We start from the raw sequence: 23,503 nt of genomic DNA on the forward strand, positions 1-23,503 counted from the left end.
ATGACCGCACCCCGCACCGCCGCCGCGGCCGCCGTCGCCGTGGCGATCACGCTGCTGCCGGCGACCCCGGCCTTCGCCCACGGCGCACCCACCGACCCGGTCAGCCGGGTGTTCGCGTGCTCGCCCGACGGCGGCGGACGGCAGAGCACCGCCGCGTGCCGGGCGGCGATCACGGCGAACGGCGCGCCGTTCACGGCCTGGGACAACCTGCGGGTGCCGGATGTGAACGGCAGGGACCGGCAGGTGATCCCGGACGGCCGGCTGTGCAGCGGCGGACTGCCCGCCTACCGGGGCCTGGACCTGGCACGCGCCGACTGGCCCTCGACCCGGCTCACGCCCGGGGCCGCGCTGACGATGACATACAGCTCGACGATCCCGCACACGGGCACGTTCGAGCTGTACCTGACGAGGCAGGGGTACGACCCCACCAAGCCGCTGACCTGGGCCGATCTCCCTGCCAAGCCGTTCGCGGAGGTCAAGGACCCGCCGCTGCGAAACGGCGGGTACCGGATCGAGGCGACGCTCCCGGCGGACCGTTCGGGGCACCAGGTCCTGTACACGATCTGGCGGAACACGAGCACGACCGACACGTACTACTCGTGCTCGGACGTGATCTTCCCGGCGTCGGGCGGCTCGGACGCATCGGGCGCTGCGGGGGCCGACAAGAAGAAGGGCCCGTCGGAGACGTCCGGCACGCCGAGCACGCCCCGCCCGTCCCGGACCCCCGCGCCGGCCCCCGACGAACCGGCGGCCACCGTGTCCGGTGCTCCGGCGGCGGCCACCGTGCCCCGTGGCGGAAGCGGCGGCCCGTCCATGACGCTGCTCGCGGGCGGTGGCGCCGTGGTGCTCGCGGCGCTCGCCGGGGGCGCCACGCTGATGCTGCGCCGCCGGCGCGGGTGAGACGACCGCAAGGGCCGCCTCCGGTCCCACACGGACCGGGGGCGGCCTTTGAGCTCGGAGCGTCCGGTGCTGTGGCCGGAAGGTTCGCCGGAGAGGTTCGCCGGAAAGCTCGCGGCGTCCGATGCTGGGGTGCCCCCATGACTTTCAGACAGGGGGAGCCTCGCAAGGCGGAGCATCGTCCGCGTACTGGGCGTACGCGGACGATCCCGATGACGCGGCGAGGTGCCGTACCAGGCGTCGCGGGCCAGACGGGACTCTCGAAAGGCGCCCTAGTTGACGGTGACCGCCGGGCTGCCCGACTGGCTGGTGTCGGTGACCGGGGCGTACTTCGCCGTGAAGTAGCCGTTCGCGAAGCACAGGGACGAGCCGGAGGACTTCGTGAACTGCTGGTTGGTGAAGGCGAGGCTGTTGTCGGTGTTGTCCGTCTTACCGGTCAGGCCGGCGGCCTGGTAGACGCAGGTGATCGAGCCGAGCAGGGTGCGCAGCTTGACCGTGGTCTGGACGGTGGAGCCGGCGGCCGGGGTGACGTTGACCGTGCCGTCGGAGGAGACCGCCGTGGTGTAGGGCAGGTTGTCCACCGTGATGCTGGTGACGCCCAGGACACCGGTGACATTGCTGGTGCAGCTGCTGCTGGTGAAGGTGTGGCCGCTCAGCGACTCCGTGGCGGTGCCGGGCGCGGCGGGGTTGTCGGTGACGGTGGCGGTGAACGCGGACGAGGTGCAGGAGACGCCGCTGGTGCCGGTGGCGCTGGAGTAGAGCGTGGCGGTGGTGCCGTTGGCCAGCGAGGCGTTGAGCACGTCGCCGACGGCGACGGCGTTGCCCCCGGCGGTGAGCACCGCGCTGTCCGCGGAGGCGGGGGATGCCGCGACCACGGCGAGCGCCGCGGCGGCGCCGGTGAGGGCGAGGAGGGATCGAGTCGTACGCATGGGGGGTGCCTCTTCTCCGAAACGGGGAGGTGTGCGGGTGATGGGTGCCGTTGCCGGCCCGGTACGCCTTCTCCGTACGTGCCGGGCCGGCAGCGACCGTCGGCCACCGGCACGGACCGCGGCAGGGGTGAGCGGCCGTGCCGGTGTCGCGGGGGAGAAAGAACGGATCGCGGCCGGAAGGCGAAGGGATCCGCGCGTCGCACCGCACACGGATGGGGGTGTCGCGGACGTTCCGGGCGGACGGGGCCGGGAGAGCGACATGCGCGGTGCCACGGATCCGGCGCCACGGACCCGTAGGAAACAGTCGAAGTTTTAGACCTGATGAGGCGTCAACGTCAATAGGAAGTACGGGAGTTGGCGTGCCACGCGGTTACGGGCCAGGTGAGGACGGGTGGGCCGGGGCAAGGTCTGGAAACCCCTCCCGCGCAGGCGTCACACAATCGGCACTCTTCTGCCACAACTCCCTTGACCCTTCATGTAACCCCGGGTAACTTTCTCGCCGGTAACTGCCGCGCCACGAGAAAGCCCTTGCACACGACGGGATGTGTGAGGAGGCGTCGCGCGGCAGCCGCTGTCCGCGCCAGGACATCGCGCCGGTGAAGTCTTCCCCGCATTGCCTATGCCCAGGAGCAGACATGGCCTCGTCCCCGGATGCCACGGCGTCCCCCGATTCCACCCCGGAGCACCCGGAAAGCGGTTCCGCCACCGGGTCTCCCGCAAGACACGGGCGGGTCCGCCTGCGCCGCGCCGCGGTGATGGCGGTGCCTGCGACCGCGCTCGCGGCGGGTCTCGCGATCATGACCGCCCAGGGGGCGCTGGGCGTGCAGCTCTCGATCTCCGGCATGCCCTTCACGGTCACCGCCGACAGCCTGGACGGCACCGGCTTCGAGCAGTTCGGCAAACTCGACTACATGGCGGATGACAGCCCCAACGCCGGCGACACCGGCGGTCAGGTGCTGGTCGTCACCTCCGTGGTGAAGAACGCGACCCTCGCCAAGCTGTGCCAGAGCGTCGACCTGGGCGGGACCAACCTGTACATCACCGCGGGCGACGGCAAGGAGAAGGTGACCGCCACCGATCTGACCACCGACTCCACCGCGATGTCCGGCAACGCCGAGTTCCACAGCATCGAGATCGGCAACGACGCGAGCACCCTGGACAAGGGCGGCGTGCAGGGTGCCAAGGGCGTCTTCGGCCAGCAGGCCGACACCGTGCACATAGACAACCTGCGGCAGAACAACTACGCCACCACGGCCGGTGTGTTCAAGCTGCCCAACCTCCACCTCAGCTTCCACGACACGGGGTGCTGATGTCCGGCCGGGCGAGGTCCGCCTTCCGGCACTGGCGGGGGAACCGCCCCTTCTGGGGTGGGTTTCTGCTCGCGCTGGGCGGCGCGGAGATACTCCTCACCGAGAAGGCGCCGTTGAAGGTGATCACGCACATCGGCATCCAGGGTCTGGCGGGCTATCTGCTGCCGACGGTGATGCTGCTGTGCGGACTGCTGGTCCTCTTCAACCCCGCCCAGCGGCTCTTCTACTCGCTCGTCGGCATCCTGGTGTCCCTCGGCACCTGGCTCACGTCCAACCTCGGCGGGTTTCTGATCGGGCTGCTGCTGGGCGCGGCGGGCAGCTGTCTGGCGTTCGGCTGGCTGCCGGACCAGGAGCCACGTCGGCGCGTGCTGCGCCGCCGCCGGTCGGTGTCCCCCACCGCCGACTCGGCCGCGTCCTGAGCCCCCTCCCCCCACGGGGCCACGCCGGTTCACACCCGCCGGGGCCCCGGGGAGCCAGGCCCGAGTTCCGCGCATGCGCTCGGGGACGAGCCCTTCAGCGTTCGACCCTGGAGGTCACCGTGAAACGGGCGCCGTCCGGGTCCGCGAGCACCGCCTCCTCCGCGCCCGCCTCCCACTGAAGTACCTCGCCGCCGTGCGTGCGGGCGGTCCGTACACACGCGGCGACGTCGGCGACCGTGAAGTTCACCTGCCAGTGCGGGCGGATGGTGGGGTCCGGCGCCGACTCCACCGCCCCCGAGTGGATCCGCGCCACCACCACTTCCCCGCTGCGCAGCACGACCTCGTCACCGTCGTACTGCACCTCGCAGCAGCCCTGGCGCGAGGTGGCCCAGTCGAGGACCTCCCCGTAGAAGATGGCGGCGTCGAAGGCGTTGCGGGTGTGCAGCCTTATGAAGGTGGGGGCGGCCTCGTGCCACTTCTCCCAGTCCGTCACGAGCCGCCCCTCCCAGATGCCGAAGACGGCCCCGTCGCGGTCCGCGAGGAGGGCCGCCCGGCCCGGCGGCAGGGAGAGCGGGCCGACGGCCGTCGTGCCGCCGCGTTCTCGGCAGCGGGCAGCCACCTCGTCGGCGCTCTGGACCGCGAAGTACACGGTCCAGGCCACGGCCATCTGCCACATCGAGGCCACGGCCGCGATCCCGGCGACGGGCACGCCGTCCACCTGCGCGACCCGGAACCGGTCGCCGAGGCTGTTCGGCCGCCACTCCCAGCCGAACACGGCCCGGTAGAACTCCTCCGTGGTCTCGACGTCGCGCGTGGTCAGACTGACCCAGCACGGCGCGCCGAAGACCGTGTTGCCGGAGACTCCCCCCTTGCCGCTCGTCTCGTTCTTGGCCATGCCCACACACCGCCCGGTTTCGAGGGGGAGGCGCCGGCCACCTCTCCCGTCGCTCGCTCAGGGCATCCGGGTACCCTCGCGCCCCTGCAAGGATGCGCCACCGGCGGCCGGACGTCATCCGGAGGGGACCGGGCGGGGCGCCTGAGGCCCGGAACCGCCTCAGGCGCCGACCCCCGAGGACCAGTGCGGGACGCAGCCGGTCAGGCGGCAGGCAAGGAAGTACAAGGGGATGGGCGGTGTGTACGGAGAGTCATCGCCCGGGTGGTGGATCAGCAGCGGCCGGCCCGGCCGGGGGCCGCTCCAGGAGGGGTCGGTGAGCGGCGCGTCCGCCGCCGGGCCGGCGGAGGGCCCGAGGCGCGCTCCGACCGCGTAGGACGTCGACGGCGGCCAGGTGACTCCGATGTCCGAGCCCGCCGGGACGATCCACCACCAGCGGAGGTCGTCGGCGAAGACACAGCCGACGCGGGGCAGCGAGTTCATGATCTTCTCGCCGTGTTCCCGGGGGATGCCCACGGCGTCGTAGCCCAGGGCGGCGGTCAGCGCATCGGGCAGGACGAGCCGCCCGGAGGGGGCGGACGGCCGGTCGGGGGACGGATGCGGCGGCAGATCGCAGGCGTGCAGTCGGTTCATCGGGGGGAATCCTTGGTGCTCGTACGCCTCCGGGGCGGTGCGCCGGGGTGGAGGGGTCCGGGCCTGCTCCCCTCTCCCCACCGGTGCGCCCCGTCGGCTCGGTCGGCCGGGTGGGGGACGGGCCTGGGGGTGTCGGGCAATTCGCGCCGGATCAGCGCGCGGCGTCTGGCGCAGGGGGCACCTCCCAGCCGCCAGGCTGGGGGAGTCGCACGCACGGCGGGAATTGTCAGACCCCCTAGGGCTGCGGGTCGGTCGTGATCACCTCGCCGGGTTCCGGGGCCAGCTCGGCCCAGACGACGCGCCCGGACCCGTGCGGGGCGTCCCGCACGCCCCAGTCGCCGCTCAGCGCGCCGACCAGGACCAGCCCACGGCCGCCCTGGTCGTCGGGACCGGGGCAGCTCCGGGCGGGCACGGTGCCGCTGAGGCTCTGGTCCTCGACCTCGATGCGCAGCCGGTGGCCGTCGGTGCTCACCCGGCACAGGACACGTTCGCTCGCGGTGTGCAGCACCACGTTGGTGACGAGTTCGGAGACCACCAGGACCGCGTTGTCGCCCGTGCCCGCGCCGGTGCCCCACCGGCGGAGCAGCCCGCGGACACTGCTGCGGGCCGCGCCGACCGCGGACGGGACGGCCGGAAGGTCGAAGACACCCGGTCTACGGGGGGATGCGCCCGCGGGAAGGCGGGCGGAGGACTGGGGGAGGGAGGGCGGAGCCATCGCCGTACGCCTTTCGTCTGCCTGGGCACCCTGGCCGGTGCCTCGCCGCCGGACGCCCGGACGCGTGCCCCGTGTCCCTCGCTCCGCATATACCGACGCACAGCCCCGTCTCCCCCGACTGGGCTGCTCAGCCGCTCCGTTCAGCGGTCTCCGGCGACGGGAACACTCTGGCATCCGCCAACAGCGGCTCGCAACCGGCAAGTTGAAAATTGCAATTCAAGAGGTGCATGCTGCTTCGGTCGGCGGCTGATCGTGACGGACGGCGACCGTGCATCCCGTACGAGGGGGTAGGCATGACGGCGGAGACCGACTGGGGCGGCGCCCCCACCGTCCTGCGCATGATCCTCGGCCGGCAGCTGGAGGAGCTGCGGATCCGGGCCGGGCTGAGCTACGAGCAGGCCGGCGAGGCGATCGGCGTCAGCCACTCCACGATTCGCCGCATGGAGGCCGCCAGGGTGGCCCGGCTGCGGCTCGCCGACGCCGAGAAGCTGCTGCAGACGTACGGCGTCACGGACCGGCGGGAGATCGACACCTTTCTGAGGTCGGCCCGCGAGGCCAACAAACGCGGCTGGTGGCACACCTACCGCGATGTGCTCCCGGACTGGTTCGACGCGTATCTGAGCCTGGAGCAGGCGGCGCTGCAGATCCGGGCGTACGAGCCGGAGTTCGTGCCCGATCTGCTGCAGACCGAGGACTACGCGCGTGCCCAGCTGAGCGCCGCCGATCCGCATGCCCCGGCCGAGGCGACCGAGCGGCGGGTGGCGCTGCGCGTGCGGCGCCAGGAGCTGCTGGCACGGCCCGCGCCGCCGCGTGTGTGGGTCGTGCTGGACGAGACGGTGCTGCGCTGGCCGGTCGGCGGCGCGGAGGTGATGCGCGGTCAGATCGACCGTCTGAGCGCGGTGAACGCACTCCCCCATGTCACCGTGCAGATCATGCCGTTCGGCAACGGCCCGCACCCGGCCCTGCGCTCCGGTGCGTTCCACCTCTTCCGGTTCAGGGCGCCCGAGCTGCCGGACGTCGTGTATCTGAGCGGCCTCGTGGGCGCGATCTACCTCGACAAGACCGACGATGTCGTCGTCCACCGCGAGGCCCTGGACCGGCTGGGCGCGCAGGCAGCGCCCGCGAAGAAGACCGAGGCCGTCCTCGGCGCGATCCGCAAGGAGTGGTGAGGTGCAGCAGCCCTACGCAGCAGTGTGCCCTGCCACGCGCCCGGCGCCCTTGACCCCCACCACCCCCGACACAGGAGGCAGCGTTGTCCGACAACGGATGGCCGGCCGACCGCATCGACACCGAGAGCGCCCATTCGGCGCGTATCTACGACTACATCCTGGGCGGTAAGGACTACTACCCGGCCGACCGGGAGGCGGGCGACGCCATGACCCGGGAGTGGCCCGCGTTGCCCGTCCATATGCGGGCCAACCGCGACTGGATGAACCGGGCGGTGCGCCGGCTCGCGGAGCGGGAGGGGATCCGCCAGTTCCTGGACATCGGCACCGGCATCCCCACCTCCCCCAACCTCCACGAGATCGCCCAGTCGGTGGCCCCCGAGTCCCGGGTGGTCTACGTCGACAACGACCCGATCGTGCTCACCCTCTCCCAGGGCCTGCTGGCCAGCGCGCCCGAGGGAAGGACCGCGTACATCGAGGCCGACTTCCGTGACCCGGAGGCGATCCTCGGGGCCCCGGAGTTCCGCGAGACCCTCGACCTCACCCGGCCGGTCGCCCTCACGGTCATCGCCATCGTCCACTTCATGCTGGACGAGGACGACTCGGTGGGGATCGTACGGCGGTTGCTGGATCCGCTGCCGTCCGGCAGCCATCTGGCGATGACCATCGGCACGGCCGAGTTCGCGCCCCAGGAGGTGGGGCGGGTCGCCCGCGAGTACGCGGCGCGCAACATGCCGATGCGGCTGCGGACGATCGACGAGGCCCATGAGTTCTTCGAGGGACTGGAGTTGATGGAGCCCGGCATCGTGCAGGTGCACAAGTGGCATCCGGACGGCACGGGCGAGCAGGGCATCCGCGACGAGGACATCGCGATGTACGGAGCGATCGCCCGCAAGCCGTGAGTTCCGCGGCGGCCGCTACAACTCCGCCAGCTCAGACAGGAGATCCGCGGCCGCCGTCACATCCGCCGTCAGGGGCCGGTCCTCCGTGTCGTCGGGGAGCGCCGCCGCGGCGGATGTGAACGCGGGGACGTCCGGCGGGCCGGGGTGCAGGCGCAACGCCCGTACGGCCACGACCAGTTCGCAGGCCAGGACGGTGCGATAGGCATCGACCGCCCGCAGGGTCTGGCGAGCGGCCTGGGAGGCGAAGCTGGCCGCCTCCTCCAGGCCGTGCGAGAGGACCGCGTGGCCCGCGGAAGCCGGTGCCGCGCAGGCGCGCAGTTCGGCGAGCGCCGAGTTGGCGGTGTATTCGAGGATCATCGTGCCCGAGCTGCTCGCGGGCCCCGAGGCGAGGAACGCGGGCAGCCCGGTGAGGCCCGGCCGGCCGAGCGCGGTGAGCCGTGCGATGGACAGCCTGGCGGTGACCAGGAGGGCGAGGCACAGCCCGTCCAGGGCGAGACCCAGCGGCGCCACGAAGAAGCCGCCGTGGTGGTGGGCGGTGCCGTCCTCGCCGATCAGCGGGTTCTCCGAGGGGCAGTTGATCTCGACCTCGAGGATCCCGCCAGCCGGTCCGCGGCCTCCAGGGCCGGGCCGTGCACCTGGGGAAAGGCCCGGAAGCCGTACGGGTCCTGGATGCGCCCCGGCGCCCGTCCCGGCCGGTCGGGGGCGGCGAGCAGCCGGCGCACCTCCGCGGCGACACGGACCGCCCCCGGGTAGGGGCGCAGGGCGTGCACGGGAGCCGCGTACGCCTCCAGGGAGCCGGAGACCGCTGCCAGCGACAGGGCGGCCACCGCGTGCGTGGCACGCAGCAGCACCGTCAGCTCGTGGCAGGCCAGCGCGGACTGGCCGAGCGCCAGGGCGTTGCCGCTGAGCAGGGCGAGCGCGTCGCCGGGCCCCGGGGTCACGGGGACGGGCAGGCCGCCGGCCAGGTCGCCGAGCCAGGGGCGTTCGCCGATCAGGGTCAGCCCGGTCTGGGCGAGCGCCGTCAGATCGCCGGTGCCGATGCCGCCGTACTCGTTGACGGCGGGGTGCACACCGAGACGCAGCGCCTCGGTGAGCGCGCCGACGAAGGCGGGCTGTATGCCGGAGCCGCCCGCCAGCAGCTGGTTGGCGCGCACGGCGAGCATGGCCCGCACCTCACGGGCCGGGAGCAGGGCACCCGCCCCGCCCGCGTGGCTGCGCAGCACCCGAAGGCCATGGCCGGCCTCGTCGTGTGCCGCGACGGTCACCGAGCGGTGAGCGCCGACTCCGGTGCCCCGGCCGTACAGCCGGCCCGTGGCGGCGAGCCGCTGGGCCGTGCGCCAGGAGCGGCGGGCGCGCTCCAGCGCCTGGGGGGGCACGACGGGCTGGGCCGTGCGTCGGCGAGGCGGACCACCCCGCCGACGTCGAGGCCACTGCCGTCCAGGACGACGCGAGGGACGGTGTCCCCGGGGGGCGGGGGCACCCGCGTCGGTCCGTCCGCGGCAGTGTCCACGGCGGTGCGGTCAGTCCGCCTCGGGGGGCACGACGGGCTGGGCCGTGCCGTCGGCGAGGCGGACCACCCCGCCGACGTCGAGGCCACTGCCCTCCAGGACGACGCGAGGGACGGTGTCCCCGGGGGGCGGGGGCACCCGCGTCGGTCCGTCCGCGGCAGTGTCCACGGCGGTGCGGTCAGTCCAGGCCGGCCGACTTCAGCCAGGCCTTGGCGACGTCGAGCGGGTCCTTGTTGTCGAGCTGCACCTGGCTGTCCAGGTCGAGCAGGGCCGCGGTGTCGAGCTTGGCCGAGACCGCGTTGAGTGCCTCGACGCCCTTCTGGGACAGCCCCGACTTGTAGACCAGCGGCTGCACGTTCTCGAACCCGAAGAGGTTCTCCGTGTCCTGCAGGACGACGAACTTCTCCTTGGAGATGGTCGGGTCCGTGGTGAAGAGGTCCGCGGCCTGCACGGTGTTCTTCTGCAGCGCGGCCTGGGTCAGCGGGCCGCCCGCGTCGAGCGCCTTGAAGGACTTGAACTCCAGCCGGTAGACGTCCTTCAGGCCGACCAGGCCCTGGTGCCGGGTCTGGAACTCCGGCGAGGCGCCCATGACCAGGTCCTTGGCGACGCCCTTCAGGTCCGTGATGCTGGACTTGCCGGTGAGGTGGTACTTCTGTGCGGTGGCCGCGTTGACGGTGACCGAGTCCTTGTCCTGCGCGGGCGCCGGGTCGAGCAGCGTCAGCTTGGAGTCGAGCTTGGCGTTGATCGCGGCCGTGGTGGCGGCGACCGTCTTCGGGGCGGCGTTCTTGTCGAGGTAGGCCAGCAGGGCGCCGTTGTACTCGGGAAGGACCGTGAGGGAGCCGTTCTTGAGCAGGCCGTAGGTGGTCTCGCGACTGCCGATGTTGGGCTTGTAGCTGACCTTGACGCCCTTGGCCTTGAGTGCCTCGCCGTAGATGTCGGCGAGCAGGATGCTCTCGGCGAAGTTGTTGGAGCCGACGACGACACTGTCGCCGCCCGCCTGGCCGCCCCCGAGCGGGTCGCCGGACTTGTCGGAGGACGAGGAACACCCCGCGAGCAGTGCCGCCGTGGCGGCGAGGGCGACGGCGGCCGCGCCGGGGAGTCTCCTGCTGGACGTGCTGGCGTTCGCGGTAGAAGTCACGATTCCCGTTCCGGGCTCGGGGGTTGAGACAGGGCATGGCAGAGCTGTGCGGAGATGCGGGCACCGCACCCATCGATCCAATCCAGCCGGTTCTCGGTCAGTCAAGCTCATTCTGGTCACCGATTGGCCTCGAAGCGGGGCCAGTTGTGAATGACCGGTTGTGAAGGAGTGACGCACGCACCGGAACGGAACCAGGCGCTCTTTGTAATGGATTCTTGACGTAGGGCGATCGGCTGCGTGGCCTGTGGAGACGGTAGTCTCCGGACGTCGGCGACGGGCTGCGGTGCGGGCCGGCATCGGCGTTCCAGGCCGCCGCATACCGTTCCGTGTCGACCACGTCCGGTCCGATGGTGACCCGGGTCGACCGATCACTGTCACTTTCCTGTGCAATCCTCGCGCGCCTGAGCGGCCTTCGAAGGAGGCTTGGTGTCCACGAACGAGGTGGACGCGCCGGCCCGGCCGGCGCCGTCGTCGCCGCGGACCGGCATCCGCGCCTTCGCCGACCGATGGCCCTTCCGGCGCAAGCTCAACGTCCTCGTCGGCGTCCCGCTCGCGGTGGTCGCCGTACTGCTCGCCTACCTCATCACCGACCTGCTGCAGCAGTCGAGCAGCGCCGAGTCGGCGGCCCGGCTCGTCCGGGACAGCACCCAGGTCGCACGGCTCGTCGACCGGGTGGAGGCCGAGCACCAGCAGGCCGTCCTGCTCTCCGTGCGCTACGAGGCCACCTTCGACGGCGGCACCCCCTCCCTGTCCGCCTACCGCGACGCCCAGCGGGCCGTCGACGCCCAGATCCGTACCGTGCGCAGCACCTTCGGCGACCGGCTGCCGGCGACGGAGGACCAGGCCCTGAGGCAGGTCGAGGGCCTCACCAGCCTGCGGGAGAGCGTCGAGCAGAGCTATCTGGCCGCCGACAGCATCGACCCGGCCTACACCAACGCCGCCAAGGGCCTGATCGACGGACTCGCCCTGGAGCGCAACGCGGATCTCGCGACGAGCTTCACCGGCAATCTGCTCGACTCCCTGCTGCGCGCCGATGCCGCCCACGCGGCCTTCGAGACCGGCGTGTTCTCGGCGACGACCGGGGACGCCAACGCGCTCATCGAGTTCACGGGCGCGGTCGGCTCCCACGAGCTGTACACCTACCAGGCCGACCGCTTCGACCGGTTCGCCGCCGACGACCAGACGGACGAGCTGTCCGGCATGGAACACAACGCGGCCCAGCGGGAGATCACGCAGGCCTACGCCGAGCTCCAGATCGACCCCAGCGGGCTGCAGGCCGGCACGACGGCGCAGGTCCGGCAGACGTTCCAGAACGCGCTGGCCGACTACCCCGCCTTTCCGAAGCAGGCCGACAGCCGGCTCAGGATCACCGCCTCGCTCATCGAGCAGATCGCCGACCGGGCCGAGACCGCCTCGAACACCGCGCAGTGGCGGGCGGGACTGCTGCTCGACCTCGCGCTGATCGGCTTCGTCGTCTGGATCGCCTTCTCCGTGACGGTACGCCGCTCGGTGGTCCGCCCGGTGCAGGCCCTCACCGCCGCAGCGCATCAGGTCGCGGAGGTCGCCGGCCGCGAACTCGCCCGGGTGGCCGACGACGACGCCGAGGACGACGGCCCGTCCCGGCTGCGGGAGATGCCCGTCACCGCGCACGACGAGATCGGCGAACTCGCCGAGGCGTTCAACCATGTGCAGACCACCGCCGCCGCGCTGCTGGAACGCCAGGTGCTCAGCCGCCGCAACGTCGCCGAGATGTTCGGCAGCGTCGGCCGCCGCGTCAGCAACCTGACGACCCGCCAGCTGTCCCTGATCGACGCGGTGGAGCGCGGCGAGACCGATCCCGCGCTCCTGGAACGCCTCTACTCCATCGACCACATCGCCGTGCGCCTGCGCCGCAACGCCGACAGCCTGATGCTGCTCGCCGGCATCCGCGAGACGGTCCTGGACTCCGGCCCCACGGCGCTCACCAATGTCGTGCGCGCCGCTCTCGGCCAGATCGAGGGCTTCCAGCGGGTGCGGCTGCGGGCCGGGACCGATGTCATGGTGGAGCCCGACATCATCGGCGATCTGACCCTGATGGTCGCCGAACTCCTGGAGAACGCCGTCTCGTTCTCGCCCGCGGGCAGCCCCGTCGAGGTCACGGTGGCCGCGGGCGCCGAGGGCGCGGTGGTCTCGGTCGCCGACCACGGCCTGGGCATGAGCGCCGAGCGGCTGGCCGAGGAGAACGCCCGGCTGATCCGTCGCGAGCGCCTGGACGTCGTCCCGACCAAGGTGCTCGGCCTGTTCGTGGTGGGTACGCTGGCGCGCCGCTGGGAGGTCGGGGTCGTGCTGTCCCGTACGCCCGGCGGCGGTGTCACGGCGACGGTCGAGATCCCCTCGTCGCTGCTGCTGAGGATGAGCCCGGTGAGCGCCCCGACGGCCGCTCCCACCTCCGCACCGGTGCCCGCGTCCGCCGTGTCGGGGCCGGTGCCCGCGCGGGCCGCGATCGCGAAGGACGCGACGCCCGCGCGACGGACCGGCATCGTCGCCGGGGACGCCACAGCGCCGGGATCCGAGCCCGCCGTCGTGGACGGGACGGGGTCCCTGCCCCGGAGGGTCCCCCGCCGCGACGCCGACCCGGGCCCGGGCACGCCCCGGCCGCTGCGCCGTCGCGTCCGGGGTGCGACGCTGCGGACCACGGCCGATGCCGTCGAGCGGGCCGCACGGCAGGTCTCCCGGCCCACCGACGCGGAGGCCGTCCGCGCCGCGCTGGAGGAGTTCGAGGCCGCGGTGGAACGCGCGCACCGCGACAGCCCCGCCCCGGCCCGTGCGCACGGCACGCAGGACATGCACCACACGCAGGACCCGCACGATGAGAACCACCTCCCGGAAGGAGCGGAGCAGTGAGCGAGTCGACAGGTGACACCCCCGTAGGAGGCACCACGCCGGCCGACCTCCAGGCCGCCGCAGCCGACTTCACCTGGCTGCTCAACCGTTTCGCCACCGAGACCGCGGGCGTCGTCGACGCCATCGCGGTGTCCTCGGACGGACTGCTCATCGCCGTCTCCGAACTGCGCGAGCCGGCCGACTCGGAGCGGCTCGCCGCCATCGTCTCCGGCATCACCAGCCTGGCCGCCGGTGCCTCCGGCAACTACGGTCTGGGCGGTCTCAACAAGGTCATCATCGATCTGGAGGGCGGCCATGTGCTGGTCTCCGCCATCGGCAGCGGCGCCGTGCTCGGCGTGGTCACCGACAAGGAGGCCAAGCTGGGCAACGTCGCCTACGAGATGACCCTGTTCGCCAACCGGGCCGGTGCCGCGCTCAGCCCCCAGCTCGTGCTGGAACTGAAGAACAGCGTCGGCGCCGCGTCGACGGGGTGACCGGTCTGCGCCCGGTCGAGGAAGGAAGTAGCGCCCATGGCGGACGGCCGCACTGCGCACGGTGCCGGCGCGGAAGGCGAGCCGGGGCCCGTCGGTCCCGCCCCCGCCGTACGGCCGTTCCTGGTCACCGCCGGCCGGGTGGCGCCCACGGTGTCCGGCCGGCCGGTCCCCCTCGAGACCCAGGTGGTGGCCACCGCCGCCGGCCTTGAGGCACTCGATGGACTGTCGTTCGAGCAGCACGACATCGTGGCCGCGTGCAGACAGCCGCAGTCCATCGCGGAGATCGCGTCCCGGCTGCGGCTGCATCTGAACGTGGTCCGGGTGCTGGCCGAGGACCTGCGCGCCGCCGGGCAGTTGACGGTGCATGTGCCGCAGGCCGACGTCATCCACCACGCATCCGTTCTGCGCAGGGTTATCGATGGCCTCCGGGCCGTTCCCGACTCCCGGGGGGTACTCCGTGACACCGACTGAACCCGTCACCCGCGGTGCCGGGACGCAGACCGCCGTACGGCCGCCGCTCCCGGTCAAGATGGTGATAGCGGGCGGATTCGGGGTGGGCAAGACCACCGCCGTCGGGTCGATCTCCGAGATCGAGCCGCTCACCACCGAGGCGGCGATCACCGAGGTCGCCGCGGGCGTGGACGACCTCACGCACACCCCGCGCAAGACCACGACCACGGTCGCGATGGACTTCGGCTGCATCACCGTCGACCCGACCCTGAAGCTGTATCTGTTCGGCACGCCCGGCCAGGAGCGGTTCGGGTTCATGTGGGACGACATCGTGGAGGGCGCGGTCGGCGCGCTCGTCATCGTCGACACCCGCCGCCTCGACGACTGCTACGCGGCCGTGGACTACTTCGAGCACCGGCAGATCCCGTTCGCGGTCGCCCTCAACGCCTTCGACGGCAAGGTGGAGTACGACGTGGACGAGGTCCGCTGGGCGCTGGACGTCGCCGCGCACGTGCCGGTCGTCGTCTTCGACGCCCGGGAGCGCGGCTCGGTGCGGGACGCGCTGCTCGTCGTACTGGAACGGGCACTGGCCCTCACGGACGCCTGAGCAGGACGGACGAGGGCCCGGGGGGTGTCCCCGCCGGGCCCACGCGCGCGTCGTCAGGCGCCTCTGCGCACCCCGGGCGACACTGCGGTCCGCGCCACGGCCCAGAACCCACCGAGGGTCACCAGCGCCAGTACGGCCACCAGCGTGGCGCCGCCCACGACCTTCTCGTAGTCGCGCTGGTAGAGCCCGTCCACGATGTACCGGCCGAGGCCGCCGAGGCTGACGTACGCGGCGATGGTGGCCGTGGAGACGATCTGGATGGCCGCCGAGCGCAGACCGCTCAGGATCAGCGGCAGCGCGACGGGCACCTCGACCTGGAAGAGGATCCGCGGTTCGGTCATCCCCATGCCCCGCGCGGCGTCCACGGGCGACGGGTCGACGGAGCGCACGGCCTCGTAGGTGGTCACCAGGATCGGCGGCACGGCGAGCACGACCAGCGGGATCATCACGGGCAGCAGCCCGAACCCGAGCAGGATGAACATCAGCACCAGCAGGCCGAAGCTGGGGAGCGCCCGGGCGGCGGTGGCGATCAGGGCCAGCGTGTTGCCGCCGCGTCCCGTGTGGCCGGTGATCAGGCCGATCGGCAGCCCGATCGCGGCCGCGATGGCGAGCGCGATGAGCGAGTACCGGACGTGTTCGAGCAGACGGTGCGGGATGCCGTCGTAGCCGTGCCAGTGGGCGCTGTCGCTGAAGAAGGCGTTGACGAAGTGGAGTACGTTCACCGGACGGTCCCCTCCAGGGCGGGCAGGGCCGGTTCGGGCCGGGCCTCGGCGCCCTTCGCCCGCCCGCGGCCCGTGCCCCGCGGCATCCAGGGGGTCAGCAGGACGCGTACGAGGACCAGCAGGCCGTCGGCGAGGATGGCGAGGACCGCCGTGGTGAGCACGGAGTTCCAGGCCAGCTCGGGCCGGTGGTAGATGTTCGCGTCGTTCAGCAGGTTGCCCAGCGCGCCCTGGTTGCCGATCAGCATGCCGACGCTGACCAGGCTGATGCTGGACACGGTCGCCACCCTGAGGCCCGCGAGGATGGCGGGCACGGCGATCGGCAACTGCACCTGGACATAGCGGCGCAGCGGCCCGAAGCCCATGGCGGCGGCCGCGTCGAGGGTCTCCTGCGGCACCGAGCGCACGCCGTCGACGATCGCCGGGACCAGCACGACCAGGCTGTAGACGGCCAGCGGGATCATGACGGTCAGCTCGGTCTGGCCGGTGTAGTCGATGAGGACGACGAAGAACGCCAGCGACGGGATGGCGTACAGCACGGTCGTCACGCCGAGCACCGGCGGGTACAGCCAGCGGAACCGTACGCAGAGCTGGGCGATCGGGAGGGCCGCGACCAGACCGGCCAGGACGGGCAGCAGGGCCTCGCGCAGATGCAGCCCGATCAGGCCGAGCCAGCTGTGCTGGAGGTCGCTCGGGATGTCGAAGAACCGGTTCATCCGGCGGCCTTCTCCTTCCGCGTGTCCTCCCGCTCGTCGTCACGCTCGTCCACCGGCGCGCCCGCGGCGTGGGCGCTGCGGATGGCCTCGCCGACGGTCTGCTGCGAGACGACCCCGGCCACCCGGCCCTCGCCGTCCACGGCGACCGCCCAGCCGGTGGGCGAGAGCACGGCGCCGTCGAGCGCGGCGCGCAGCGAGTCCCTGCCATGGACGAACGGCCGCCCGTACGGCAGCAGTCGCTCGGGCGCGATGTCCCCCGCGACCAGCTTCTCCGGCTCGCTCCAGCCGAGCGGCCTGCCGTCGAGGTCGGTGACGAGAAGGTACGGCGCCTGCGAGGTGGCGCGGGAGGCGATCTGCTCGGCGGTGGAGTCGACGGCGACGATCGGGTTCTTCGTCAACTCCAGTTCGCCGGAGGTGAAGAAGGACAGCCGCCGGATGCCCCGGTCCGTGCCGAGGAAGTCCTCCACGAAGGAGTCGGCCGGGGCGGAGAGCAGTTCGGCGGGCGGAGCGAACTGCGCGAGCCGGCCACCGGTCCGCAGCACGGCGACCATCGTGCCGAGCCGGATCGCCTCGTCGATGTCATGGGTGACGAAGACGATGGTCTTGCCCAATTCGTCCTGAATCCGGAGGAGTTCCTCCTGGAGGCCCTTGCGCACGATCGGGTCGACGGCGGAGAACGGCTCGTCCATCAGCAGCACCGGCGGGTCCGCGGCGAGCGCCCGCGCCACGCCGACACGCTGCTGCTGCCCGCCGGAGAGCTGATAGGGGTACCGCTTGGCGAGCGAGGCGTCGAGGCCGACCCGTTCCATCAGCTCCCGGGCGCGCGTGCGGGCGCGGTCCTTGCTCCAGCCGAGCAGCCGGGGCACGGTCGCGATGTTGTCGACGATGGTGCGGTGCTGGAAGAGGCCCGCGTTCTGGATGACGTAACCCATGGATCGGCGCAGCGAGTTCACGGGTTGCCGGCCGATGTCGACGCCGTCGATGGTGATCGTGCCCTCGCTCGGCTCGACCATCCGGTTGATCATGCGGAGGGTCGTGGTCTTGCCGCAGCCGGAGGGACCGACGAGAACGGTGATCGAGCGGTCCGGTATCTCCAGGGACAGCCGGTCGACCGCCACCGTGCCGTCCGGGTACCGCTTGGTGACTGAATCTATCCGTATCAAAGCGCCGAATACCCTTCGGGTGTGGCAGGAGCGGCCCGATCCCCGGCCGATGTCGCACGGACCGTTGCGGGGAGAGTGTAGACGGCGAGTGTTGCGGCCCTATGGCGGGTGACCTGACGGTCGGCCCGAGCCCTACGCCGGGAAGGCCGCCGTCGCCGTCACCGTCAGGCCCACACCCTGAAGGCGCCGTCCACCCGGATCGCGTTCACGCCACTGACGTACCGCGCCCCGCAGCGGTCCTGGGGCAGCACGAGTTGGGGCCCCGCCCGGTCGAGCGGGGTGTCGTCGATGCTGCCCGCGAGCAGCACGGGCGCACGCCCGAAGTCGGGGTCGATCTCGGCCCAGGACAACAGCACATGATGACCGTCCGCGCCGGTCACCGCGATCAGGAAGCGGAGCCGGTCCTTGCGCCGCGCGGGGTCGAAGCCGGGGCCCGCGGCGGACAGCACGTCGTACAGCAGCGGGCCGGTGAACCGGTGTCGCCGTACGCCGCTGGTGGCGCACTCGAAGGTCACCCCTACCCGGTGCTGGGGCCAGGCGCCGAGGTCGCGCACGGTCAGCCGGACCGGACGCGCGAGGTCCCCGGTCAGCGCGAGCTGCGCCGCCGGTCCGGTGCCGACGGCCGGCCCCACGGGGGACGGGCTCACGGGTCACCACCTCCGTGGGCAACGCTACCCACGCGGTGACCCTCCACAAACGCATCCGCCCGCCGAGAAGCGGGAAGGCCCTGGCCCCTGCGAGAGGGGAAGGGCCTTCTGCCTCGCAGATACGACTGCGGCTCCCGGTGTCCGGGGGAGCCGCGAGCCGTCCGGTGTCAGCCCTCGTCGGGCTGCAGCCGCAGCGAGATCGAGTTGATGCAGTACCGCTGATCCGTCGGAGTCGGATAGCCCTCGCCCTCGAAGACATGCCCGAGGTGCGATCCGCAGCGGGCGCAGCGCACCTCGGTGCGGACCATCCCGTGCGAGCGGTCCTCGATCAGTTCCACCGCGTCGGTGTCCTTCGGGTCGTAGAAGGACGGCCAGCCGCAGTGGGACTCGAACTTCGTGCCCGAGGTGAAGAGTTCGGCACCGCAGGCCCGGCAGGAGTAGACGCCCTTGGTCTTGGTGTCGGTGTACTCACCGGTGAAGGCGGGCTCCGTCGCGGCCTGACGCAAGACCGCGTACTCGGACGGGTTGAGCTCCGCGCGCCACTGCTCGTCCGGCTTCTCGACGTCGTACGCCATGCTGTGTCAGCCCCTTACTTCGACAGACGATCCAGGATGTGCGGGCCGAGGTCGGTGACATCGCCCGCTCCCATGGTGAGAACCAGGTCGCCCGGCTTCACCATTCCCGCCACCGCCTCGGGGACCTCCGCCTTGTCGTGGACGGCCTGCACGTCGGCGCCCGCCGCCCGGGCCGCCGCGATGATCAGCTCGCTCGTCACGCCCGGGATGGGGTCCTCGCGGGCCGGGTAGACGTCCAGAACCACGGAGGCGTCCGCGAGGGCCAGCGCCTCGCCCATCTCCTTGCCCAGTTCCTGGGTGCGGGAGAAGAGGTGGGGCTGGAAGACGACCAGGATGCGGGAGCCGTCGGCCGCGGCCCGCATCGCCTCCAGATCCGCGGTCATCTCCGTGGGGTGGTGCGCGTAGGAGTCGATGACCTGGACGCCGGCCTCCTCGCCCTTGAGCTGGAGACGGCGCTTGACGCCCGTGTACGCGGCCAGGGCCGGGGCCAGCTCGGCCGCCGGGACCCCCAGCGCCACGCCCGCCGCCAGCGCCGCGACCGCGTTGTGCGCGTAGTGGCGGCCCGGGACGGAGACCGTGAAGGTCAGCTCAGTGCCCTCCAGGACCACCGTCACCCGGCTCTTCAGACCCTGCGGGACCACCGAGAGGATGCGTACGTCGGCGTCGTCCGACTCGCCGTACGTCACCGTCCGCACCGAGCCGTCCAGCCGTCGCGTGAGCTCACGCGCGCCCTCGTGGTCGGCGGTGATCACCAGTGTGCCGCCGGGCACGATCCTGCCCGCGAACGTCTGGAAGGACTCGTAGATCTCCTCCATGGACGCGTAGTTCGCGTGGTGGTCCAGCTCGACGTTGAGGACGATCGCGACGTCGGGCGCGTACTTGTGGAAGCTGCGGTCGCTCTCGTCGGCCTCGGCGACGAAGATGTCGCCCTCGCCGTGCAGCGCGTTGGAGCCGGGGGCGTCCAGGTCGCCGCCGATGGCGTACGACGGGGCGAGGCCGAGCTCGGTGAGGGACACCGCGAGCATCGACGTGGTGGTCGTCTTGCCGTGGGTGCCGGCGACCGCGATCGGGCGCAGGCCGTCCATCAGGCGGGCGAGCGCGTCCGAGCGGTGCACCACGGGGATGCCCAGCTCCGCCGCGCGCGCCAGCTCCGGGTTGTCGGCCCGGATCGCGGAGGAGACGACCACGCAGGTGGCGTCGTCGGCGAGATGCTCGGCGGCGTGCCCGATGTGCACGGTCACCCCCAGCGCCCGCAGGGCCTCGGCGGTCGCCGAGTCCTTGGCGTCGCTGCCCGCCACCCGGGCGCCGCGCTGCGCGAGGATCTTGGCGATGCCCGACATTCCGGCGCCGCCGATGCCGATGAAGTGCGGTCGGTCCATGGCGGTGGGAAGGCCCGGGGCCATATGCGTCTCCTGGAGTGGTACAGCGAACGTCGAGCGGCACACCACCCTAGTCCTATCGCGCGCGCGACGGTTTCTCCGCGCCGCTCACGCCTTGCTGTGCGAGAACAGCTTCAGCACCGGCACGCCCACCTTGTGCCGGGCCCTGGAAGCCCAGTCGCGGTGGAAGAACTCCTCCACGTAGTGCGGGTCGGTCAGCACGATCACCTCGTCCGCCTCGACCTCGTCGACCAGCTTCTTCAGCGCGTCCAGCGGATGGTCCTCGATGAGGCGGCCCTCCGCCTCGCTGCCGGTCGCCCGCAGCGCGGTCAGCGACACCTCCAGGGCCTGCTGCCCGAGGGCCGCGGCGTCCTTGCCCTCCGGGGTCTCCCGCTCGTGCGCGGCCTCGTCCAGCTCGCCGAGGGCGATGTCGTCGATGGCCCGCAGCAGGCGGTCGGCCTGGTCGCCGCGCGGCTGCAGCAGCACGCGGAACGCGACCGCCTCCTCACCGTGCAAGGTCGTGACGAACTCCACGTCGGCCGTCGTGAGGGCTTTCTCGATCATCAGTACGCTCGTGAACACGGCAGGCGCCCCTTCCTGTGAGGACCCCGCCGGGGGCCTCTGTCGTCCGTGGGCCGTAGAGGCCCTGCGGAAACCATCCTGCCCCGTGATCGCACAGGGTTTGCAAGATCTAGTCTGCCTGGGGAGGACAGCCGGGTCCGACCGGGGTCGTCGCCCGTCCGGCCGGAGCGGCTGGACGCCGTCAGGTCCTCCGGTAGCGGCTGAAGAGGAATCCCTCCTCCTCCAGCAGCGACACCAGCCCGAAGCGCTCGGGCACCGCCACCGACGGGCCCCCGGCGATGCGCTGCGCGTCACCCGCCGTGAGCATCGGGGAGACCGTCAGACACAGCTCGTCCAGGACGCCCGCGGCGATCAGCTGCCCGAGCAGACGGGGGCCGCCCTCGGTGAGCAGCCGGGTCATCCCGAGGTCCGCCAGGGCCCGTACGGCGCGGGCGGGGTCCACCCCCATGCCGTCCCCGGCGATCAGCACGCGGGCGCCCGCCCGCTCGGCCGCGGCCACCCGGTCCGGCGCCGCGGCGGCCCCGGTCAGCACCAGCGTGGGCACCAGCGGCGAGGTGAACAGCGGCCAGGAGAAGTCCAGGTCGAGACTCGCGCTGACCACGGCGATCGCGGGTGCGGCGGCCTGCCCGGCCGCCTCCCGGAGCCCCGCGAAGGCCGCACGCGCACGTGCCGGGCGATAGCCCTCCTGCCGTACCGTCTGGGCACCCACCAGCACGACGTCCGCCAGCCCCCGCAGCGTGCCGAAGATCCGCATGTCGGCGGCGTCCGAAATGGGCTGGGAGCGCCCGTCGTGCTGTGCGGCGCCGTCGAGGGTGCTGACCATGTTGGCGCGCAGCCAGGGCTCCCGGCCGCCGGGGCCGGGCTCGGGGTACGCGTACGCCGCGGCCAACTCCTGAAGGCTCCACTCCCGGTCGGCGGTGTCCGTGGCGGGCGGCCCGCCCGCCACGCCGGCCTCCACACCCCCGGGGGGTGTGCCGGCCGGTCCGGGCGCTGTCTCGTCGGTCACAGGGAACAGGCGTCGCATGACGTGCAGTGTGGCACGGCCTTTAGCATGGATAACCGTGTCCTCCTCCTCCGCCGCCTCCGGGATCGAACCGATAGCCGAAGCGGTCCCGTTGTCCCTGTGCGCCCGCGAGCCGCACGTCCCCGCCGACCGGCTCGTCGCCGAGATGGTGCCGCCCCCGCGCTTCGACTCGGTCCGCTTCTCGACGTACATCCCGGACCCGAACCAGCCCAGCCAGAGCGAGGCGGTGCGCGTCCTGGAGAGCTTCGCCACAGGTCTCGGCGGCCCGGCCGCACCCGCCAGGCGCTCGCTCTTCGGATTCGGCAGGGCGAAGGCCCCCAAGACCCCGACCGGCCCCCGCGGTGTCTACCTCGACGGCGGCTACGGCGTCGGCAAGACCCATCTGCTCGCCTCCCTGTGGCACGCCACCCCGGCCGAGCCCGCACTCAAGGCCTTCGGCACCTTCGTGGAGCTGACCAACCTGGTCGGCGCGCTCGGTTTCCAGCAGACGGTACGGACGCTCTCCGGGCACCGGCTGCTGTGCATCGACGAGTTCGAGCTCGACGACCCCGGTGACACCGTCCTCGTCTCCACCCTGCTCGGCAAGCTCGTCGAGGCGGGCGTCGCCCTCGCCGCCACCTCCAACACCCTGCCGGGCAAGCTCGGTGAGGGCCGGTTCGCCGCCGCCGACTTCCTGCGGGAGATCCAGGGTCTGTCCGCGCACTTCCGCGCGCTGCGCATCGACGGCGAGGACTACCGGCACCGCGGACTGCCCGAGGCCCCGGCTCCGTTCACCGAGGAGCAGGTCGCGAAGGCGGCGTACGCCACCGAGGGCGCCTCGCTCGACGCCTTCCCCGACCTCCTGGAGCACCTGGCCCGCGTCCACCCGAGCCGTTACGGGGCACTGACCGACGGGGTGAAGGCCGTCTGCCTGACCGATGTCGGGCCGGTGCCGGACCAGTCGACGGCGCTGCGGCTGGTCGTGCTCGCGGACCGGCTCTACGACCGGGAGGTGCCGGTGCTCGCCTCCGGGCTGCCGTTCGACCAGTTGTTCAGCGAGGAGATGCTGAAGGGCGGTTACCGCAAGAAGTACTTCCGCGCGATCTCCCGTCTCACCGCCCTCGCCCGTGACGCAGAGGGTCTCGTAAAGGCGTAACAGGCCCAAACGGTTGTGCGCCGTCGGCGCGTTCCGGCCATCCTCACCTCGTTTTTTGGGCTCTCCTTTACCTGAAACGTGAAGTTAACCCTGCAAACGAGTCGGCCGGGTTAACGTGTTGGTCACGTCATCAGTGACGCACGCACGCAGCGGGAAGGGGGGCGCATGGTTCGCGGCACGACGGTCCGGTGGGTGCTGACGGCGCTGTCCGCTCTCCTGCTCGCCCTGCAGCTCGTCGCGCCCACCCCCTCCTTCGCCTCCGCGCACCGGACCCAGCTGACCGCCGCCGGCTCCCCGGAGCCGGTCATGCACAAGCGCGCGGACGACTCGGACGAGGCCGTCCTGCGCGGCGGGACCCGGCACCCGGCGGTCCCGGCCGCCCCGCCGCGCACCCGCGACCGCCATCGCACGGCCGTGGAACCAGTGCCGGGGAACCCCGCGCCGGCGTCGTCGGAGTGCGACGCCCCGGCCGCCCGGCCCGCCGGGCGGCACATATCCAGACCCTCGATGGTTCACACTCCCGCGGCACTCCAGGTGTTCCGCTGCTGAGCCATCCGTCCGGTACGGACTGACAGCGCCATCCCCTCACCACGCCACGTTGGCCGAGCGCGTCGACGTGGGGCCATGTCGCCGTACCCGCA

25 protein-coding genes and 1 pseudogene are annotated in these 23,503 nt (G+C 72.1%); 11 read left to right on the forward strand and 15 right to left on the reverse strand.

The window, feature by feature from the left end; genetic code table 11:
• Positions 1 to 900 (forward strand): lytic polysaccharide monooxygenase, encoded by a 900-nt coding sequence (locus tag ACFY2Z_RS03975; RefSeq protein ID WP_390742591.1) that lies wholly within the window; start codon positions 1 to 3, stop codon positions 898 to 900.
• A gap of 269 nt (positions 901 to 1,169) precedes the next feature.
• Here ACFY2Z_RS03975 and ACFY2Z_RS03980 read toward each other — a convergent pair whose 3' ends face one another.
• A complete protein-coding gene (locus tag ACFY2Z_RS03980) occupies positions 1,170 to 1,826 on the reverse strand; it encodes a Tat pathway signal sequence domain protein (protein WP_390742592.1) in 657 nt (218 codons plus the stop codon).
• 635 nt (positions 1,827 to 2,461) lie between these two features.
• Here ACFY2Z_RS03980 and ACFY2Z_RS03985 point away from each other — a divergent pair.
• Entirely contained in the window at positions 2,462 to 3,136 is a 675-nt protein-coding gene (locus ACFY2Z_RS03985; RefSeq protein ID WP_390742593.1) for a DUF6230 family protein, read from the forward strand.
• A complete protein-coding gene (locus ACFY2Z_RS03990) occupies positions 3,136 to 3,555 on the forward strand; it encodes a DUF6114 domain-containing protein (protein WP_390742594.1) in 420 nt (139 codons plus the stop codon). Before ACFY2Z_RS03985 ends, ACFY2Z_RS03990 begins: the two co-directional genes overlap by 1 nt.
• A 94-nt stretch (positions 3,556 to 3,649) precedes the next feature.
• Here the strand turns inward: ACFY2Z_RS03990 and ACFY2Z_RS03995 are convergent, their stop codons facing one another.
• The 3 genes from ACFY2Z_RS03995 to ACFY2Z_RS04005 all read right to left on the reverse strand — a co-directional run bounded on the left by ACFY2Z_RS03995 (position 3,650) and on the right by ACFY2Z_RS04005 (position 5,795).
• Positions 3,650 to 4,450 (reverse strand): VOC family protein, encoded by an 801-nt coding sequence (locus tag ACFY2Z_RS03995; protein WP_390742595.1) that lies wholly within the window; start codon positions 4,448 to 4,450, stop codon positions 3,650 to 3,652.
• 159 nt (positions 4,451 to 4,609) lie between these two features.
• The gene (locus ACFY2Z_RS04000) at positions 4,610 to 5,080 is read right to left on the reverse strand and encodes a hypothetical protein (protein WP_390742596.1); all 471 of its coding nucleotides are present in this window, start codon (positions 5,078 to 5,080) and stop codon (positions 4,610 to 4,612) included.
• A gap of 235 nt (positions 5,081 to 5,315) precedes the next feature.
• Entirely contained in the window at positions 5,316 to 5,795 is a 480-nt protein-coding gene (locus ACFY2Z_RS04005) for an ATP-binding protein (protein WP_390742597.1), read from the reverse strand.
• A gap of 293 nt (positions 5,796 to 6,088) precedes the next feature.
• On the opposite strand from ACFY2Z_RS04005, the gene ACFY2Z_RS04010 reads away from it, so the two are divergent.
• Together ACFY2Z_RS04010 and ACFY2Z_RS04015 are read left to right on the forward strand one after the other, a co-directional pair.
• Positions 6,089 to 6,964 carry a helix-turn-helix domain-containing protein gene (locus ACFY2Z_RS04010; RefSeq protein WP_390742598.1) on the forward strand — a complete coding sequence of 292 codons (876 nt, stop codon included), beginning with the start codon at positions 6,089 to 6,091 and terminating at the stop codon, positions 6,962 to 6,964.
• Positions 6,965 to 7,047: 83 nt separating this feature from the next.
• The gene (locus ACFY2Z_RS04015; protein WP_390742599.1) at positions 7,048 to 7,863 is read left to right on the forward strand and encodes an SAM-dependent methyltransferase; all 816 of its coding nucleotides are present in this window, start codon (positions 7,048 to 7,050) and stop codon (positions 7,861 to 7,863) included.
• A gap of 15 nt (positions 7,864 to 7,878) precedes the next feature.
• Here ACFY2Z_RS04015 and ACFY2Z_RS04020 read toward each other — a convergent pair.
• From ACFY2Z_RS04020 to ACFY2Z_RS04030, 3 genes and pseudogenes are all read right to left on the reverse strand, one after another.
• Positions 7,879 to 9,343, reverse strand: a pseudogene (locus ACFY2Z_RS04020) (aromatic amino acid ammonia-lyase).
• Positions 9,344 to 9,383: 40 nt separating this feature from the next.
• On the reverse strand, positions 9,384 to 9,539 hold the full coding sequence (locus ACFY2Z_RS04025; protein ID WP_390742600.1) for a hypothetical protein: 156 nt from the start codon (positions 9,537 to 9,539) through the stop codon (positions 9,384 to 9,386).
• Positions 9,540 to 9,549: 10 nt separating this feature from the next.
• Positions 9,550 to 10,509, reverse strand: coding sequence for an ABC transporter substrate-binding protein (locus ACFY2Z_RS04030; protein WP_390742601.1), 960 nt, complete (start codon positions 10,507 to 10,509; stop codon positions 9,550 to 9,552).
• Positions 10,510 to 10,935: 426 nt separating this feature from the next.
• Between ACFY2Z_RS04030 and ACFY2Z_RS04035 the strand changes: the two genes are divergently transcribed.
• From ACFY2Z_RS04035 to ACFY2Z_RS04050, 4 genes are read left to right on the forward strand one after another with little or no spacing between them, the layout of a single operon-like run.
• Positions 10,936 to 13,392, forward strand: coding sequence for an ATP-binding protein (locus ACFY2Z_RS04035; RefSeq protein ID WP_390742602.1), 2,457 nt, complete (start codon positions 10,936 to 10,938; stop codon positions 13,390 to 13,392).
• Entirely contained in the window at positions 13,389 to 13,865 is a 477-nt protein-coding gene (locus ACFY2Z_RS04040) for a roadblock/LC7 domain-containing protein (protein WP_390742603.1), read from the forward strand. The genes ACFY2Z_RS04035 and ACFY2Z_RS04040 overlap by 4 nt, the downstream gene beginning before the upstream one ends.
• 36 nt (positions 13,866 to 13,901) lie before the next feature.
• Positions 13,902 to 14,336 carry a DUF742 domain-containing protein gene (locus ACFY2Z_RS04045; protein ID WP_390742604.1) on the forward strand — a complete coding sequence of 145 codons (435 nt, stop codon included), beginning with the start codon at positions 13,902 to 13,904 and terminating at the stop codon, positions 14,334 to 14,336.
• Complete coding sequence (locus ACFY2Z_RS04050; RefSeq protein ID WP_390742605.1) at positions 14,323 to 14,922, forward strand: ATP/GTP-binding protein; 600 nt, start codon at positions 14,323 to 14,325, stop codon at positions 14,920 to 14,922. The genes ACFY2Z_RS04045 and ACFY2Z_RS04050 overlap by 14 nt, the downstream gene beginning before the upstream one ends.
• A gap of 53 nt (positions 14,923 to 14,975) precedes the next feature.
• Here ACFY2Z_RS04050 and ACFY2Z_RS04055 read toward each other — a convergent pair whose 3' ends face one another.
• From ACFY2Z_RS04055 to ACFY2Z_RS04090, 8 genes are all read right to left on the reverse strand, one after another.
• On the reverse strand, positions 14,976 to 15,644 hold the full coding sequence (locus tag ACFY2Z_RS04055) for an ABC transporter permease (protein ID WP_390742606.1): 669 nt from the start codon (positions 15,642 to 15,644) through the stop codon (positions 14,976 to 14,978).
• Positions 15,641 to 16,357, reverse strand: coding sequence for an ABC transporter permease (locus ACFY2Z_RS04060; protein WP_390742607.1), 717 nt, complete (start codon positions 16,355 to 16,357; stop codon positions 15,641 to 15,643). Before ACFY2Z_RS04060 ends, ACFY2Z_RS04055 begins: the two co-directional genes overlap by 4 nt.
• Complete coding sequence (locus ACFY2Z_RS04065; RefSeq protein ID WP_390742608.1) at positions 16,354 to 17,520, reverse strand: ABC transporter ATP-binding protein; 1,167 nt, start codon at positions 17,518 to 17,520, stop codon at positions 16,354 to 16,356. The genes ACFY2Z_RS04060 and ACFY2Z_RS04065 overlap by 4 nt, the downstream gene beginning before the upstream one ends.
• A gap of 164 nt (positions 17,521 to 17,684) precedes the next feature.
• The gene (locus tag ACFY2Z_RS04070) at positions 17,685 to 18,167 is read right to left on the reverse strand and encodes a molybdopterin-dependent oxidoreductase (protein ID WP_390742609.1); all 483 of its coding nucleotides are present in this window, start codon (positions 18,165 to 18,167) and stop codon (positions 17,685 to 17,687) included.
• A gap of 167 nt (positions 18,168 to 18,334) precedes the next feature.
• Positions 18,335 to 18,742 carry a peptide-methionine (R)-S-oxide reductase MsrB gene (msrB, locus tag ACFY2Z_RS04075; RefSeq protein ID WP_355906064.1) on the reverse strand — a complete coding sequence of 136 codons (408 nt, stop codon included), beginning with the start codon at positions 18,740 to 18,742 and terminating at the stop codon, positions 18,335 to 18,337.
• Between the two features lie 14 nt (positions 18,743 to 18,756).
• Positions 18,757 to 20,145 (reverse strand): UDP-N-acetylmuramate--L-alanine ligase, encoded by a 1,389-nt coding sequence (gene murC, locus ACFY2Z_RS04080; RefSeq protein ID WP_390742610.1) that lies wholly within the window; start codon positions 20,143 to 20,145, stop codon positions 18,757 to 18,759.
• Positions 20,146 to 20,229: 84 nt separating this feature from the next.
• Positions 20,230 to 20,703 (reverse strand): indole-3-glycerol phosphate synthase, encoded by a 474-nt coding sequence (locus ACFY2Z_RS04085; protein WP_311699760.1) that lies wholly within the window; start codon positions 20,701 to 20,703, stop codon positions 20,230 to 20,232.
• Between the two features lie 181 nt (positions 20,704 to 20,884).
• On the reverse strand, positions 20,885 to 21,727 hold the full coding sequence (locus ACFY2Z_RS04090; RefSeq protein WP_390742611.1) for a pyrimidine reductase family protein: 843 nt from the start codon (positions 21,725 to 21,727) through the stop codon (positions 20,885 to 20,887).
• A 37-nt stretch (positions 21,728 to 21,764) separates the two neighbouring features.
• Here ACFY2Z_RS04090 and zapE point away from each other — a divergent pair, with 37 nt between their 5' ends.
• Positions 21,765 to 22,862, forward strand: a complete 1,098-nt coding sequence (gene zapE, locus ACFY2Z_RS04095; RefSeq protein ID WP_390742612.1) for a cell division protein ZapE — start codon at positions 21,765 to 21,767, stop codon at positions 22,860 to 22,862.
• Between the two features lie 165 nt (positions 22,863 to 23,027).
• Positions 23,028 to 23,411 (forward strand): hypothetical protein, encoded by a 384-nt coding sequence (locus tag ACFY2Z_RS04100; protein ID WP_390742613.1) that lies wholly within the window; start codon positions 23,028 to 23,030, stop codon positions 23,409 to 23,411.
• Positions 23,412 to 23,503: the final 92 nt, after the last annotated feature.

Origin of the sequence: Streptomyces sp. NPDC001222, from assembly GCF_042896945.1 — a bacterium.
In the GTDB taxonomy this organism is placed as follows: domain Bacteria; phylum Actinomycetota; class Actinomycetes; order Streptomycetales; family Streptomycetaceae; genus Streptomyces; species Streptomyces gibsoniae.

What these genes read in the sequence shown, in the direction of transcription:
- ACFY2Z_RS03980 (WP_390742592.1), bottom strand. Translation starts at nt 1,826, where the DNA reads ATGCGTACGACTCGATCCCTCCTCGCCCTCACCGGCGCCGCCGCGGCG.
- ACFY2Z_RS04010 (WP_390742598.1), top strand. Translation starts at nt 6,089, where the DNA reads ATGACGGCGGAGACCGACTGGGGCGGCGCCCCCACCGTCCTGCGCATG.
- ACFY2Z_RS04045 (WP_390742604.1), top strand. Translation starts at nt 13,902, where the DNA reads ATGGCGGACGGCCGCACTGCGCACGGTGCCGGCGCGGAAGGCGAGCCG.
- ACFY2Z_RS04090 (WP_390742611.1), bottom strand. Translation starts at nt 21,727, where the DNA reads ATGCGACGCCTGTTCCCTGTGACCGACGAGACAGCGCCCGGACCGGCC.
- ACFY2Z_RS03995 (WP_390742595.1), bottom strand. Translation starts at nt 4,450, where the DNA reads ATGGCCAAGAACGAGACGAGCGGCAAGGGGGGAGTCTCCGGCAACACG.
- ACFY2Z_RS03990 (WP_390742594.1), top strand. Translation starts at nt 3,136, where the DNA reads ATGTCCGGCCGGGCGAGGTCCGCCTTCCGGCACTGGCGGGGGAACCGC.
- ACFY2Z_RS04000 (WP_390742596.1), bottom strand. Translation starts at nt 5,080, where the DNA reads ATGAACCGACTGCACGCCTGCGATCTGCCGCCGCATCCGTCCCCCGAC.
- msrB (WP_355906064.1), bottom strand. Translation starts at nt 18,742, where the DNA reads ATGGCGTACGACGTCGAGAAGCCGGACGAGCAGTGGCGCGCGGAGCTC.
- ACFY2Z_RS03985 (WP_390742593.1), top strand. Translation starts at nt 2,462, where the DNA reads ATGGCCTCGTCCCCGGATGCCACGGCGTCCCCCGATTCCACCCCGGAG.
- murC (WP_390742610.1), bottom strand. Translation starts at nt 20,145, where the DNA reads ATGGCCCCGGGCCTTCCCACCGCCATGGACCGACCGCACTTCATCGGC.
- ACFY2Z_RS04100 (WP_390742613.1), top strand. Translation starts at nt 23,028, where the DNA reads ATGGTTCGCGGCACGACGGTCCGGTGGGTGCTGACGGCGCTGTCCGCT.
- ACFY2Z_RS03975 (WP_390742591.1), top strand. Translation starts at nt 1, where the DNA reads ATGACCGCACCCCGCACCGCCGCCGCGGCCGCCGTCGCCGTGGCGATC.
- ACFY2Z_RS04060 (WP_390742607.1), bottom strand. Translation starts at nt 16,357, where the DNA reads ATGAACCGGTTCTTCGACATCCCGAGCGACCTCCAGCACAGCTGGCTC.
- ACFY2Z_RS04005 (WP_390742597.1), bottom strand. Translation starts at nt 5,795, where the DNA reads ATGGCTCCGCCCTCCCTCCCCCAGTCCTCCGCCCGCCTTCCCGCGGGC.